This window comes from Vibrio sp. RW, assembly GCF_027587105.1.
GTDB classification, from domain to species: domain Bacteria; phylum Pseudomonadota; class Gammaproteobacteria; order Enterobacterales; family Vibrionaceae; genus Vibrio; species Vibrio toranzoniae.
In genome coordinates, this window is sequence record NZ_JAPPTM010000011.1 from 71,089 (window position 1) to 86,417 (window position 15,329).

General features: G+C 42.3%; 15 protein-coding genes. 6 read left to right on the plus strand and 9 right to left on the minus strand.

The annotated features are described in order from the left end of the window. Positions 1 to 15 precede the first annotated feature (15 nt). Complete coding sequence (locus OCT63_RS11945) at positions 16 to 1,035, minus strand: DMT family transporter (protein WP_269983789.1); 1,020 nt, start codon at positions 1,033 to 1,035, stop codon at positions 16 to 18. A 91-nt stretch (positions 1,036 to 1,126) separates the two neighbouring features. On the opposite strand from OCT63_RS11945, the gene OCT63_RS11950 reads away from it, so the two are divergent. Together OCT63_RS11950 and OCT63_RS11955 are read left to right on the plus strand one after the other, a co-directional pair. Next, on the plus strand, positions 1,127 to 2,035 hold the full coding sequence (locus OCT63_RS11950) for a LysR substrate-binding domain-containing protein (RefSeq protein ID WP_161674050.1): 909 nt from the start codon (positions 1,127 to 1,129) through the stop codon (positions 2,033 to 2,035). A gap of 94 nt (positions 2,036 to 2,129) precedes the next feature. Further along, positions 2,130 to 2,450, plus strand: a complete 321-nt coding sequence (locus OCT63_RS11955; protein WP_004730185.1) for a heavy metal-binding domain-containing protein — start codon at positions 2,130 to 2,132, stop codon at positions 2,448 to 2,450. Between the two features lie 143 nt (positions 2,451 to 2,593). On the opposite strand, the gene OCT63_RS11960 is transcribed toward OCT63_RS11955, so the two are convergent. The 6 genes from OCT63_RS11960 to OCT63_RS11985 form a co-directional block, all read right to left on the minus strand. Next, entirely contained in the window at positions 2,594 to 3,433 is an 840-nt protein-coding gene (locus OCT63_RS11960) for a tetratricopeptide repeat protein (RefSeq protein ID WP_060469528.1), read from the minus strand. Between the two features lie 159 nt (positions 3,434 to 3,592). Then, on the minus strand, positions 3,593 to 4,027 hold the full coding sequence (locus tag OCT63_RS11965; protein ID WP_161674052.1) for a hypothetical protein: 435 nt from the start codon (positions 4,025 to 4,027) through the stop codon (positions 3,593 to 3,595). Positions 4,028 to 4,100: 73 nt separating this feature from the next. Further along, on the minus strand, positions 4,101 to 4,385 hold the full coding sequence (locus tag OCT63_RS11970) for a hypothetical protein (RefSeq protein ID WP_046223975.1): 285 nt from the start codon (positions 4,383 to 4,385) through the stop codon (positions 4,101 to 4,103). Between the two features lie 234 nt (positions 4,386 to 4,619). Further along, positions 4,620 to 6,404 (minus strand): ABC transporter ATP-binding protein, encoded by a 1,785-nt coding sequence (locus OCT63_RS11975; protein WP_269983790.1) that lies wholly within the window; start codon positions 6,402 to 6,404, stop codon positions 4,620 to 4,622. Continuing rightward, on the minus strand, positions 6,398 to 8,164 hold the full coding sequence (locus OCT63_RS11980) for an ABC transporter ATP-binding protein (protein WP_269983791.1): 1,767 nt from the start codon (positions 8,162 to 8,164) through the stop codon (positions 6,398 to 6,400). The genes OCT63_RS11975 and OCT63_RS11980 overlap by 7 nt, the downstream gene beginning before the upstream one ends. A 246-nt stretch (positions 8,165 to 8,410) precedes the next feature. Then, entirely contained in the window at positions 8,411 to 8,929 is a 519-nt protein-coding gene (locus OCT63_RS11985) for an NUDIX hydrolase (protein ID WP_046223978.1), read from the minus strand. 372 nt (positions 8,930 to 9,301) lie between these two features. Between OCT63_RS11985 and OCT63_RS11990 the strand changes: the two genes are divergently transcribed. Beyond that, positions 9,302 to 9,556 (plus strand): putative hemolysin, encoded by a 255-nt coding sequence (locus tag OCT63_RS11990; protein ID WP_060469523.1) that lies wholly within the window; start codon positions 9,302 to 9,304, stop codon positions 9,554 to 9,556. Between the two features lie 249 nt (positions 9,557 to 9,805). Continuing rightward, complete coding sequence (locus tag OCT63_RS11995; RefSeq protein WP_269983792.1) at positions 9,806 to 10,483, plus strand: hypothetical protein; 678 nt, start codon at positions 9,806 to 9,808, stop codon at positions 10,481 to 10,483. Between the two features lie 4 nt (positions 10,484 to 10,487). Here the strand turns inward: OCT63_RS11995 and OCT63_RS12000 are convergent, their stop codons facing one another. Next, positions 10,488 to 11,384 carry a YdcF family protein gene (locus OCT63_RS12000; RefSeq protein WP_269983793.1) on the minus strand — a complete coding sequence of 299 codons (897 nt, stop codon included), beginning with the start codon at positions 11,382 to 11,384 and terminating at the stop codon, positions 10,488 to 10,490. A gap of 288 nt (positions 11,385 to 11,672) precedes the next feature. Here OCT63_RS12000 and OCT63_RS12005 point away from each other — a divergent pair, with 288 nt between their 5' ends. Next, positions 11,673 to 13,043, plus strand: coding sequence for an L-serine ammonia-lyase (locus tag OCT63_RS12005; RefSeq protein WP_017058616.1), 1,371 nt, complete (start codon positions 11,673 to 11,675; stop codon positions 13,041 to 13,043). A 329-nt stretch (positions 13,044 to 13,372) separates the two neighbouring features. After that, positions 13,373 to 14,155: a siderophore-interacting protein gene (locus OCT63_RS12010; protein ID WP_161686926.1), complete on the plus strand. Its 783-nt coding sequence runs from the start codon at positions 13,373 to 13,375 to the stop codon at positions 14,153 to 14,155. Positions 14,156 to 14,298: 143 nt separating this feature from the next. Here OCT63_RS12010 and gntR read toward each other — a convergent pair whose 3' ends face one another. Further along, positions 14,299 to 15,300: a gluconate operon transcriptional repressor GntR gene (gene gntR / locus OCT63_RS12015; protein ID WP_136998231.1), complete on the minus strand. Its 1,002-nt coding sequence runs from the start codon at positions 15,298 to 15,300 to the stop codon at positions 14,299 to 14,301. Between the last annotated feature and the right edge of the window lie 29 nt (positions 15,301 to 15,329).

A 15,329-nucleotide genomic window follows, 5' to 3' on the forward strand; every position in this document is an offset into this window, starting at 1 on the left:
CCTTAAATTTATCGTTTAGCTTTTAGCAGCGGAGCTCAACACAGAGGAAGCTATCTCATTGATTGTCCCTCGCGGTGTCTGCTTAGCTTTTGCTTTACTGTGTCTTTTGGCCAGTAGCGTATTCGTTATGCTCGCGACGATAATTAGATTAATACCCATTAATTGCTGAGTTGAAAACACATCATCAAAGAACAAGCTCTGCCATAGCGCACTGAACAGCATGTTAGTGAAAATTAGAGGTGCCAACTGAGATCCACTGTCTACCAGCTTATACGCTTTAGAGCGGAAAATTTGCGTATTAATAGTAAATAGCGCCAACCCAAAGACTCCAAAGCCAATCCAACTGATGCTATCAATTGACAATAAGGTCGCTAAGGCCTCATACCCTCTATCATTCCCAATTACTTCCGCTGCGGAAGAGAGCGACGTTACCACGATCATGGGAAAAACGACGATTGCTGCGACTAAGAAGGTCCATGCGTTTAATTCTGCTGGTGTAAGGCTAGTCTTGGAGGCTCGATACAAACTCACTTGTGAGCCCGAATTAAACACACCAGCTAACAACCCAAGCAGCAGCTCGGGCCTAAAGAATGTCGAGCCAAATTCAAACTGAGACCAATCCCCTGCCATGAGCACTACGCCAACAAATGTCACCCCCAAGCAAATCACCGTCGTTGTATGAACTTTAGTTCCAAACATTAACTTTTCTAACAAGGGTATAAATAAAGGGCCAGTACTAAATAATACGATACCCTCAACCAACGTTAAGGTTTGTAATGCTGTAAGAAAGCACCACTGACACGCAACCATGAAGATAGCCCGCATCACCAAAGGTTTCCACATCTCTCGTGAAGGCTGAGTGATTTTGTAAAAGGCCAAGAAGAAAAATAGAAATAAGCTAGGCAGCAGAAACCGGACGAAGCTCAGCAATGAGATTGTCATCGTTTCAGACAAATACTTGGCCAATAAGCCGCTTAAAGACAAACTGAATGTCGACAACAACATGAAAACTGTTGCCTTGGTAATATCAGACATAATTATCACCTCCTATGACCACTACTTTAAAGACATGACGAGATGAAAAATAGCGAGTAATATTAACCATAACTGTAAGGAAAACTTACCAATGAAGAAACTCGTACCACTAAAATCTGTTTACGCTTTCGTAGCTGTCGCAGAAACAGGCAGCATGACCGAGGCTGCTCATGTGTTATATGTCAGTCACTCAGCGGTCAGTCAGGCGATAAAATCGTTGGAACAACAGATCAATAAACCACTGTTCCAGAGAGTGGGACGTCGCGTTGTGCTCAATGCCGCAGGTAAACGATATTATCGAAAAGTAGCACCAGCACTAGAACAAGTAATCGAAGCTACCGAAGAACTGGCAAGAACACCTAACGATCACCGCATTACTCTTAACATGGTGAACTCACTCGCCATGCATTGGTGGATACCTCGAGTTCCTGATTTCCAAAACTTCGCTCCCTCACTCGATATCCGTATTTCCACGTTAACAGGCCCTTTCGATATAGAGCAAGAGGGTGTAGATATTGCCCTTGTGCATGGTAAACCCAATGAGTGGAACCAGTATTACAGCGAAAAATTAGGCGACGATGATCTGGTGTTGGTGTGCAGTCCTAGTCTATTGAAGAGTCAAATGGGCTTAAGCGTTGAGCAGATAGTAAAACAGCGTCCACCCATTGGTGTATTTAATCCTAGACGAAAACTAGACTGGCAAGTGTGGTGCGACCATTACCAAGTTCCAATGCCCACTTTCCACAGTAACTTGACGTTCGATGTCTCTATTCAAGCTGTGCAAGCCGCAATTCGCTCGCTTGGTGTCTTGGTCACTCATCGCCTATTTGTAAAAGATGACATAAGCCACGGTATGTTGGTTGAGCTTGGAGAGCCAGTCCCTAATCCACACCAAGATTTCTATTTTGTTTGCCCTAACAACAAATTGAAACAAGAAAGTGTGCTACAACTAAGAGCATGGTTAAGGCATGAATTCACACGCAAAGCTGACGCTCAATAGTGATTCAATAAGCAATAACGAATAGAACCCAACCATAACGTCAAAAATAAGATCTAAACCATCTAACAATAAAGCTAGCTTATAAGAGGACACTATGATTATTACCACCACGCAATCTGTCGAAGGCAAACGCATTGTCGATTACAAAGGAGTTATTGCCGGAGAAGCCATTCTAGGAGTGAACGTTTTCAAAGATATGTTTTCAGGAATTCGTGACTTTGTGGGTGGACGTTCTGGCACTTACGAAAAAGAGCTAGAGAAAGCACGTAACTACGCATTCAAAGAGTTGGAGCAAAAAGCGATAGAAGCAGGTGCCAACGCGGTAGTTGGTGTTGATATCGATTACGAAGTCTTAGGCACAGGTAATGGCATGCTGATGGTTTCAGCAAGTGGCACAGCGGTTGTCGTAGCTTAATAGAGCAGGTAAACACGAAAATGTGTTACGTAACGATTAACCCTTCCTATCAAACTTGGAAGGGTTAAATTGTACTCATCTAGACATGAACGTCCATTCAGCAGTCAGCCAATCACATCACCGAATACTGTTTGTCGTGAATATTACTCTTCTCGAAGCGCTTCGAAGCGGTCTAGGCCTCGCAACATTTCAAAATCCGGCTCTTCAGCTAACAGTTCTCTCATTGAGCCACTAGCTTCAATAGCGCGCTCTAAATCATCGATAGACTGAGCTTCTGCTCCTAATCTTGCGTATGAGCAAGCCCGTTGATACAAAGCGTGAGCATTTTGATCATCGACTTCTAATACACGATTACATAGACTCATTGCCCAGTGGTATTCCTGCATATCCATAGCAGCATCGGCTTTAGAGGTTAGCGCTTCTAAATCTCCAGGACGAATCTTTAATATTTCATCATAGATTTCAATCTTTTGTTCTGCCGTTTGCGCATTCTGCGCTCTCAACCACAAGTTATGAATCTCATTGATAATTTCAATCTCTCGGTTGTTATCCGAGATGATTCTAGTCTTACGCTTAAGATCCCTTTCAAGAACATTGAATTTCTTCTCATAGTCTTGAGCAATAGAATTAAGTCGCTGATCGGCCATTTCTTTAGTGGTATGTTTGAGCTCTTTAATTGATTGCCAACCAACCAAAGCAATGAGTGAAGCAACACCAGCAATGATATAGAAAAAATACGTCACAGTGACATTCGCATAGTTCAGTGACTTGTCAGCCACAGAAAGCTCACGATCCGTCATTTGAATGGTTAAGCGTCTTTCAAGATCTTGCTGTTCCATTCGCAACTGCTTCAACTCGTCTAAGATATAACGTTCCATCAGCGGTCTATCTAAATACTCTTGTTCTGAGTAAGTAACCTCCTCGCTTGCAAAGCTCATGGTTGTTACCAGTGAGAACACTGCAATCAATAGGATTCGAAGCATTTACATATTCCTTATATATTTCATGGTTGTGTCACTGTATCTCCTAAATGAGAGACAAGCGATAAAGCCGGCAATTTTAAACTTCAGCATTATTCGTAAAAAAACCATAGCATACTCACTATGGTTTTCTTATTTCTATTTAGTTATTTAGTTATTTAGTTATTTAGTTTGAGTATTAAGCATCATTTGCCAGTACTCACATTTAGCTAAGAACTCTTTTAAGTAAAGCTCTGGGTTAGCAAGCTTCTCACCGCCTTTCACATCAGCACCAGTCACTCGCCAAAAGTTATGAATCACTAAATTTCTGTGGTCAATAAATTCGTTAATTTCGCTTTTTTTAAGAGGAAGCTGCGCACCAAACGTTTGTTCATAAAAACTCAGCGACGAGTCTTGTTCACTTGGTTTTTCTCTTAAAAATGTATCCAAATTCAAGCCTAGTTGATGCTGCCTTTCCTTTGGTAGTGCTTTAGCTAATCTAGAAATAACACTGAATAGAGCTAACTCAACTTTTTGCGCTGCTAATAAAGACGCACCTAGAAGCGCATTCTCACTGGAAATGTGTTGCTCTGTTGGTGATACGGTAGCTATTGTCACTTTATTAACCTCTAATAATCATAACTGGTGTTACTGTACTAAGTTCGATTTACTGAACTTAATGTTGCCTTGCTTACGCTATTTTGTTGATTTGAATAGCGTCTTGTAATTGAGTACGTCCAGCATCAATAATGAGGAAGCCGGATGCGTCATCATTCTTCTCAACTCGCACCTGGCCGTTGAAGCCACTTTGCGACAATTTTTTTGCTAACTGCTCTGGCGCCGTTTCAAAAACAATATCCATGAAAGGCAAAAGCTCAGCATCAACAAAGCCATACTCGTTAAACCGTTCCATTGCTTGAGATAAATGGTCTGAGTCCGTGAATTCAATAATCTCTACTACTTCTTCCAACAACATTTTCGATTCCATATTCGCCAGAAAGTGACTAACACAAACACGTACGTTTTGCTTACATACATTTTTGTGCTCAAAGACAATCCTTAAGTTATCGCAAAATCATAACATATTAACACTCGTAAAATAGGCTTTATTTACCTCTAAGCTATTGGGAATACTAGAGAACAATAGAAAACTAGCCAGGCGTGCTCAAGCTAAGATCGTCTGTTTAAGAGCGGTAATCTGTTGGAGGTTTCAAGCTAGAATAGACTGAGAATCACTCGTTTCAACAATTGACTCTTTCAACAAACCAGCATAAACACCATTCAGAGTAACCAACGATTGATGGTTACCTTGTTCGACAATTTCCCCCTTTTCCAACACCAAAATTGTATCAGAATGACGAACGGTGCTCAGACGGTGTGCAATCGCAATCACGGTTTTTTCCCTGAAAAGACGCTGCATCGCTTTTTGGATGAGATCCTCGGTAATGGAATCCACCGAGCTAGTTGCTTCATCAAGCATCATCAACTGTCCACCCTGGGCGACCGCTCTTGCGAACGAAATAAGCTGCGTTTGCCCCACAGACAAATTTGAGCCGTTCTTTTCCAAGTGGAAATCATAACCTTGTGGCAATTGTTCAATAAACTTATCGGCGTAAACATAACGCGCTGCCTGCTCAACCTCGGTTTTAGATAGATGCGTTTTACCCAGCGCAATATTGAACTGAACTGTCTCTTCAAATAAGTGCACGTCTTGCATCATCATTGAGAACAAATGAGCTGAGTCTTCGCTTGAAATCTGCGACAGCTCAATACCATTCAATAAAATGCTGCCCTCATAGTTTTGATAAGTTTTAGAGATCAAACGCAGAATCGTAGACTTGCCAGATCCAGTGGAACCGACAAGCGCAATTTGATGTCTCTTCTCCAATACAAAAGAGACATTTTTCAACACATACGGAGCATCGCCTTTGTAGCGGAAACTCACGTTCTTAAACTCAAGGCTCTCAAACTGCTCTAGCTGTTTTTCAACCTTGCTTGATGGCAATAAATGACACTCTTCCTCTTCAGTTGGCTCAACAAACAGCTCTTCTATATGGTCAAACGCCGCGAATGAACTCTGAATCGAAGCGATCTGCGAGGTAAAATCACGGATCGGAACAAACACTTTCTCTAACGTGTTGATGAAGGCGATCAACACACCTAAGGTTAGTGCGCCTTTAATCACTTGCTCAGAGCCATACCAAATCATGATCGCGATGGTGATTGAAGTAATGCCAGAGATAAACGAAAACAGAATCGCATCGTATTTATTGATCTTTTTCTGCGCTCTCAAAAACTCATCAGTATAACCTTGGTAGCGCTGCTCAACTTGTCCTTCCGCTCGGTACATCTGAACCGTTTTCATGCCAAACAAAACTTCTTGTAGAAAGCCAATTCCACGAGCAAGCGAAGATCGCGTGACTTTATACAGAGCGCGAAGCTGGTTTCTCACATACACCGTCAAGTACATCACTGGTGGCATGATAATCAACACAATCATCGTTAACTGCCAGTCAATAAAGAACATCATCACCAACAGAGCAATAGTATTAATGCTGTCTTTAACAAGCCCAACAACCGACTGAACAAATGTCTCGCCGATGGTTTCCAAGTCACTGGTTAACCGTGAAAGTGTTACTCCAATAGGTGTGTTATCAAAATAGCGGCGCGGCAGTTTAAGCACACGAGAAAACAACACGGAGCGCATGTCCGTGATGGTATATTGACCCGTTTTACGCAGGTTATACGAATAGGTGGTATCCACCACATAACTCGCCACTAGCACGGCAACCAAGTAGAAAATGTACTCGAGCAGTCCATCCATATCCCCATGGCTCAAATGAACATCGATCACTTGAATAATAAGCCAAGGAAACAATAAGCTTGTGAGGACAGAGAGCGGAAGCATAGCAATACCCAGAATCGCAGAGCCTTTGTATTTTTTAGCAAACTTAAAAAAGTGCTTGAGGTACTTGAGATCAACACCTTTTAACATGCTGTTGCCTCCGTTTCATTCTGCTGTAATTGCCATGTGTCGTAATAGTAATCGCACGATTTTAGTAACGTGGCATGGCTGCCCTTGGCAATGACCTTACCTTCATTTAACACGATAATTTCGTCCATATATTCAAGGGCATTTACACGGTGTGAAACCACAAGAACCGACTGATTTTCTAAGCGTTTAAACAAGCCTTCCAATATTTTTCGTTCTGTTTCATAGTCGACAGCGGATAAAACGTTATCCATGATAATCAGATCGGTCGGTTGCAACAGGGCTCGCGCAATACTCAGACGCTGCTTCTGGCCACCCGACAGCATGATGCCTTTTTCACCAACTAAGGTTTGATCTCCACCTTCAAAGCGTGTGACATCACCGGCCAACTGGCTGAGTTCCAGCACTTCATCAACCTGACTCTTCGCCAAATCTGTATCTAGGCTACCAAAACGAATATTGTCTTCGACGGTGGCGGAAAACAGGTAAGGGTCTTGAGTAACGGTTTTAACATAACGGCGCAAGTCACTGCGTGAGAAGCTGGTTACATCTTTTTCTCCAAGGAAAACAGAACCTCTAGGAACGTCCAAGTGATGGTTCAAACAGTTCACTAATGTCGTTTTACCCGCCCCTATGCCACCAAGTACACCGACTTTCTTACCCGCTGGGATATCAAAGCTGATGTTATCAAGAATCAGACGTTCTTCACCTGAATAACTAAAGCTGAGATTGCGAATGGAAAACGTTTTTCCCTTTAGGGACTCAATATCGTTCTCAGACAGTTTACCTTCATCAAGCTTTGGAACTTTAGCATTAAGAATCGTCTGCACACTTTGAATGCCAACCATGCCTCGCTGATAAATAGTCGCGATCCTACCTAACTGCATCAATGGCATAGCGAGTAACACAGAGTAAGTCAGAAAAGCGGTTATCTCGCCTAAGGTAAGTTCCTGTCTCATTAACATGTAACCGCCAAAACCTAGGATAATGATTTTCATCAGGTCATTAGCATAATCAAGTACAGGCATAAAGAAGACTTGAATGCGGGTAATCTTGAGACGACACTCAAGCAATAGTTGGTTGAGTTTTTCAGTTTCCGCTATCACCCAAGGTGACATCTGTTGACTTTTAATCAGATCAATTCCAGACAAGTAACTCATCAATTGAGCCGACAGGTTTTGTAATCGCTTCATATGTTCTAAATGCAGCGTTTTCATACGTTTAAAGCCGACACGAAAAATCACAAAGGCTATTGAGATAGGAATAATCGAATAGAGCGTTAATTCTGAAGATATACGCCACATATAGAGAGGCGTCAGTGACAGTGCAAGTAACACATTGAAGAACTGGAGAAAACCTACGCCAAACAACAAACGTATGCCACTAAGGTCGTTATTGATTATTGAGATTAGCCGACCAGAAGCAAAACGCTCATGAAAGCTATTAGGTAAACGATTGAGTTTTTGTAGAAGTGTACTTTTTAATGCCGCCTCGGTGATTCGGCCCGGGTTAAGCGCGTAAATACGAGACAGAATACGCACTACAACCATAGCGACTGACATGCCGACTACAATCCAAACATAATGTTGAAGCTGTTGATGACCACTAAATGAAGCATCATCAATCAAATCTATCGATAATTGAATATAACGAGGGATCTCAACCTGTAGCCAGTTAACGAGGAAAATGAACACGACCGCCATCAAGTAAGAGGTGCGATTCATGCGCAGATAATGGGCAATAAACTGTCTTTTATTCTTCATAAGGATTCTTTGCTTAAGGCAGGTTCACAGCAATTGGATATATAACTCAAGCTAAGTTGAACAATCGCAGAGGCAAATAGACACCAAAACAATTTAGCTAGTAGCATCAACCACATTGAACAACCTATGTACAATGCCAAACTACATGTTGTGTTTGACGCTGGGGAAAACCGCCCAAAGCCGGCCACTTTCAGGCGGTGCACAATTAACGAGCTTAAAAAAGGAGGTTTAGAAGTCGAAGACCATTTACAACATTTCTTTAGCGATCAAGTGCAATAAAAATGTCTCACGTTCAATGCTCATGCCTTTTTTAGGGCTTTCCGCTATGGTTTTTTCATTATGGGCAATCGCTTCATGGATATTCATCCAAACAGGCTTCATCCCGTTTTTCACTTCGTAGTCTTCGTAATCCGTCTCACCAAGCTCACGATCAATCTTGCACGAATAACAATAAGAGATCATGTGCATCATATCTGCATCGTCTTTATACCAAGGACGAAATTCTTCAAATATCCCGAACGGCTTAATACTGTGAATATTCTTAGCACCAGTCTCTTCTTCAAGTTCACGAACCATACCCGCGATCACGTCTTCGCCTTCGTCCAAGCCACCACCAGGAATGGTGTAGTCGTGGTAACGTTCCGTATAGAGCATCAGAACGTCCTCACCATCTAAAACAATTGCACGGGCGGCATTGCGCTTATATACCGTTTTATTATCTAAGTGTTCGATATCTGGGTGAATTGTGGTTTTTAGGTGTCTCATCGTTCTGACTGCTCAACTGAATTTGGGCGGCATCATATCATAACCAAGCGTAGATTAGAGGCTCAGAATGACTGACAAAACTCGGAAGATATTATTTTTATCGCGGGGGATTCATGGTCGTAAGAGAATAATTCCCATCTTACAAACCTCGAGTCATAGGGTGTCTCTCTTTTTAAGGCCCCAACCTAACTGAGCTTGATCTCATGCTCAAAAAACAGTTAAAAATGAGGGAATATCAACCTATTTCAATATCTTGACCAAATTAGAACAACCTTTTCTTAAATCTAAAATATACTGGTTTTATAGAGCTTCAAATTTAGTTCTGTAGAACTTAACACATTCACTTGTAGAGTTATCACTTAGGAGATAAACATGAAAAAAATTGGTTTGATGGCTGTGTTTGCCCTTGTATTAGGCGGTTGTGCTAATGACTATGCAGAATATAGCGAAGGTCAACGTGTTTCAGTCGCTAACCCGGCATCGGTTTATTGTGTTCAACAGGACGGCGAATTGGACACGGTAACGGAAAATAATCAACGAACCACTTATTGTGTATTACAAGATGGTCAACGTATCGAACAGTGGGAATACTACCGCAATAACCACGATCAAAAAGAAGACAGCTAATCTGTGATGTTGTGATGTTGTGATGTTGTGAGCTTATGACGTCACATCGATATAATCAGCATTATTTCTTCACAACTCTCACCCAATAAAATCCCATGATATAACGTAAACTGCCCGCTACTCAGCGGCGGTTTACTTTACCACAATAGTAATTGAACAGCGTTTTATTTATGACATAGCCCTGACATTGTGAATGTGTCAGGTCGATAAAATATCGATCTGTTACAGACATTTACATGTTAAATTGATATGAAAAGCCAACCTAAAAAAGAAGCAAAAGCTCATATGTCGTTTGAACTCCCTGAGTTCACGCTCTCACAATCCACCTCACAAGTTATCTATAAACGGTGTCAAACGGCGTTAGTCGTTTTAGCTATTGGTATTATCGTAAACTTGGCACTTCGAATTGATTTTATATTGTTAAATGGATCTGTTGGTGAAGTGTCAGTGACCGAAATGCTGCAGCAGTTACTGCTTATTATTGCGTCTGGATCTTTTGCTTATCTAGCAAGAAAGAAAACCGAAGTTAAGCACGCAGCCCTGCTCATCAGCGTGTTTTTCGGTGTGATGTTTATTCGTGAAATGGATTTTTGGTTTGACAAGATCGTACATGGTGCTTGGGTTGTCCCTGCCCTATTGGTTTCCGGCAGTGCCATTTTCTATGCGATTAAAAATGGTAAACGAACCATTGACCAGCTTGCGCTTATTCTTGCATCTCCGCACATGAACCTTTTGGTTACTGGTGTAATGCTGTTATTGGTATTTTCTCGTCTGTTTGGCATGGGCAGTTTTTGGCACAACGTTATGGGGGATGATTACGTGCGCGTGGTTAAAAACATCGCCGAAGAAGGTACTGAGCTTTTAGCCTATTGTTTGATTGCTTTTGCTAGCCTTAAAACGGTTCTTGGCATCACGAGAAAGAAATAACGGCTTATCGCCACCAGCGATGTGTGTGGTCAGATTCTGGGTCTAAATATCGGTTCAACAAAGTCAGGTTTGTGTCTAGTAGCGCTAGATACTCCCTGACTTTTTTAATATCTGTACCTGCTGGAGTATGTTGAATACAGCGTTCCAATACCGGAAGTAAACTGTCTACAATATCAAACAGGGCTGACAACCCCATCGAGCCTTTCTTCGTGAAGCTTTTCGCGACTAGCTCTTTTACAACAACTAAGGCTTCTAAAGAGAGCCTTTCTGGTTCTTGTCTTACTGACTCTAAATCTCGCTGAAATACCCCCGCGCAGACACCTTCAAGATAGACTCGATAAGTCGTCAGTACATCCATCAATAAAAACAAATGCCCCTGAACACTTTGATGAGGGTATGGCACCGCAACATGAGCATCTAGCCGACGGTCTACTTGAAATTCGATCCCAAGCGAAGAACACTCCTCAACCAGAACCTTAAGCAAGCCTTGTTCATCCATCAACGCTTGAACTTCGAAAATACGCTGTAAGTGGTAGTCATTGGAAACAAACGTCACCTTCACATTTTGCCCACGCGTAAACAGACCGCTTTCAATCATTTCTGAGGCCAAATTCTGAATATTCTCAACCGTACTTGTCGATGTCTTCTCCAGTAAAATAGCCCCTAAGGTGAACGGATACTCACGCTGATCTTCAAGTTTTCGATAATATTGGTACATCACATCCGCTTCTGATCGGGTTTGGCCTTTGGTCACCCCACCGCAAAATGCAACCGCCAGTTTCTGATTAGATTCGACCGTAAGATAATCAACTAAAGCATCAATTCGACTCATTCCTTCATCAGTCAATTTGTTCTCATTAAGTCGCTTACCCAGCACAATAAGGAGGTGATTAATGCTCATTTTATGTTCAAGTCTCGTTTTGGTGTTCTGATGGAGTGAATTATGTATACAATACCTGTTAACAAAAGTATTTTTAAGTTCTTACATGTTGCTTACAATAATGCTCACTATTAATAGCAGTATCATAAATCACACACGAGAGCCACGTGCCACTGTAAAGCAAAAATAGCACGATCTTGAGTTTCACCACCTATGCTTGTTAGCATTTGTCTCACTCAAAGAAATAAAGCTAACAAAACAAAATTTAACCAGAGTTCGTTCATCGAACCGTCTTCACAGGAAGTTACTATGCTGTCTATTTTTGATATCTATAAAATTGGGGTCGGGCCTTCCAGCTCCCATACAAATGGACCAATGATCGCTGGGTTTAATTTTACACAAAAAATTGAATCTGTACTTGAACAAGTTGCTCGTATTCAGATCGACCTATACGGTTCACTGTCGCTAACAGGTATCGGTCACCACACCGATCGTGCAACGCTGTTAGGTCTACTTGGCAACCGCCCTGATACTATCAAAATAACCAGCGCTAATTTAGCAATGCGTAAAGCGATCGAAGACAAATCTCTCATGGTTAGCGGTAACCATGAAATTCACTTCAACGTAGAAAGCGACTTACTATTCCACAAAACTAACCTTCCACTTCACGAAAACGGCATGACTATCTCAGCCTTTGATGCAAGCGGCAGCCTTCTAGAAATGGAAACTTACTACTCGATTGGTGGTGGTTTCATCGCAACGGCTGACGAACTACAACACGGAAAAAAAGAGTCCGAAACAAAAGTAGAGTTCCCTTTTTCTTCTGCCGATCAGTTGTTGGAGTTGTCGGAACAAAATGGTCTCAGCCTGGGTGGTTTAATCCTGCGTAATGAAATTTCGTTCCAAGATATGGATGTCATTGACCAAAAAGCCGACCAGATCTGGAAGGTGATGTCACTTTGCATGCAGCGAGGTTTTGATACCGAAGGTATTCTCGATGGTGGCCTAGAGGTCACGCGCCGTGCCCCTGCACTTTTGAAAAAGCTTGAGGCCAATGCTTCCATCGAAAGCGATCCCATGGAGATCATGGATTGGATCAACCTGTTCGCCTTTGCAGTAAGTGAAGAAAATGCGGCTGGCGGACAAGTGGTAACTTCTCCAACCAATGGTGCTGCCGGTGTTATTCCAGCCGTGTTAATGTATTACCATCGCTTCATCAAAGAACTTGATACAAAACAGCTTAAAGACTTCTTAGCAGTATCTGGTGCGATCGGCATTCTTTACAAAACCAATGCGTCTATTTCTGGTGCTGAGGTTGGCTGTCAAGGTGAAGTCGGCGTATCTTCATCAATGGCTGCTGCAGGCTTAACTGCATTACGTGGTGGTAGCAACGAACAGATCTGTATTGCTGCTGAGATCGCAATGGAGCACTCACTGGGCATGACATGTGATCCAATTGGTGGGCTTGTCCAAGTGCCGTGTATTGAGCGTAATGCAATGGGTGCAATGAAAGCTATTAACGCATCACGCATGGCGTTGAAACGTACCAGCAAGTGCCTTATCTCTTTGGACAAAGTGATCGAGACTATGTATCAAACGGGTAAAGATATGAACAAGAAATACCGTGAGACTTCTTTAGGTGGCTTGGCAGTGATCCATATGGCGCCGCCTTGTGAATAGCACAAATTAAAAATGATTAACTGATAGAAACCGAGACTGTTAGAAACCACTGTAAGAAAAGCCTATACCAAAACTGCATTCTTATAAGCTAACTTCTAACAGTGCTAACTATCCAGACAAAGCCAGCCAACAACTGGCTTTTTTTCTAAAGATCAAAGAGGTTTCCCTATAAAGGCGCGATAAACTTTTTTTGTCGATGACTTTCGAGCTAAAGGAATGATTCAAAATGCGTCACGCTTGTGTAAATAAAGGTAAATGATAATTATTACTATTGAGTGTTATCTTATTCAGGATTATGATGTGAAAATCAAACCCTAAGAGAGCCTTTCATGAGCAAACCTAGTCCTATCACATTAACCGTTAGTCAAACCTCAACAATCACACCGAACATGCAACGTATAACGCTTAGCGGTGAGGGATTAAGTCAATACCCAACAGAGTGTGCCGGCGGATACATCAAGCTTTTATTCTCTCCTTTAGGCTCAACTGATTTAAGCCAATTGAATGACGGTGATCGTCCAACCATGCGTACCTACACGGTTCGTCAATACCACCCTGACGAAAACTCTATCGAGGTTGATTTCGTTCGCCATATCACCACAGATTTGCAATGTGGTTTTGCTGCAAGATGGGCAATGAACGCACAAGTGGGCGATACTATTTCAGTGGTTGGCCCTGGCTTGATTCAAGGGCTAAACCTTGAGTCGGATTGGTTCTTCTTAGTGGCAGATATGACGTCACTGCCTGCTCTTTCAGCCAAATTAAAAACACTTCCAGAATCAGCAACGGGTTACGCTGTTGTTCAAATTAATTCTGAACAAGACAAGCAAACACTTGAAGCGCCACAAGGTATCAAGGTCACTTGGTTAATCGCAGATGAAGCTTCAGACACCCTTTCACGAACTGTGCGCAACACAGAATGGTTAGAGGGCCAAGTTTCAGTATGGACGGCGTGTGAGTTTGAAAGCATGCGTGAACTGAGACAGTACTTCAGAAACGAAAAAGACGTAGCGAAAGAAAACATCTATATCAGCAGCTACTGGAAACGTGGCGTCACTGAAGATGGCCATAAAGTATTGAAACAACAAGATACGCAAGCTTTAGCAAGCTAGGATGACCAGTCGTTTACTACGACTGATCTTAAGCACCTTTGAAAACGTTCAGCGAACACTTAGCACATAAAAACGCCCTTAACGATATGTCTATCGTTAAGGGCGTTTGGCTTTAATCCCGTCAAAGCAAAGCATAATACAAACTAAATACTCTCACCGATTTCAATCTCATAACCAAGATCCAGCTTCGCAACCCACTCTTTATTTCCTTGTAAACGCGCTACCACTTGCTGCGCAGCGACTTTACCAATCTGCTCTCTTGGTGTTACCACCGTGGCTAAACGAGGCGTCATCGCCACTGTGATGTCGTGCCCATGGAAGCCTGCAATCGCCATCTGTTCAGGTACTTGAATACCACGCCTTACACACTCGTAGAAAGCACCAATAGCTAAGTCATCGTTAGTACAAAAGATACCGTTCACTTCAGGGTGCTTCTCGAGTAAATCGCCAATCAATTTAGCGCCTAAAGTAAACGAGGACGCGTCTTCTGTTTGCAATGTTACTGGCACTTTATCGGCCTCTTGCATCGCATGTTCATAGCCTGCCATTTTTAAGCGAGTACGCTCATCCATGCGAGCAGCTAAATAAGCGATATTCGTCCGCCCTCTGTCGAGTATGGTTTTAGTCATCGCCCTAGCGGCTTCGAAGTTATCAAAGCCAACCGCTTGTTCAATCCTTGGAGACACCGAATCCATGATTTCAATCACCGGGATCGAGACCGTTTGTAGCATTTTTCTAGCTCTATCGGTGTGAACGTTTTCTGACAAGATAATCGCATCAACGTTGTAAGAGAGCAGCGAAGCAATGCTCTGCTCTTCCAACTCAGGGCTATAGCCATAGTGGGCAATCATGGTTTGATAACCTGCTGGTGCCGTCACTTGCTCAATACCACGGATCACTTCAGCGAAAACTTGGTTGGTTAACGAGGGAACTAAAACGCCGATCGCATTACTTTTGGCGTTAGAAAGAATATCTGGGGCACGATTAGGGATATAACCCAGCTCATCGACTGCTGCGTTAATCTTATCTCGCAAAGCTTCTGATACCTGGCAAGGATCACGTAAACAGCGACTCACCGTCATTTTAGTTACGCCAACTAGGTTGGCAACATCTTGTAATGTAGGGCGTTTTTTCTTATTCGACATAATTAATAGTTATTATTTTTGAGTTATGT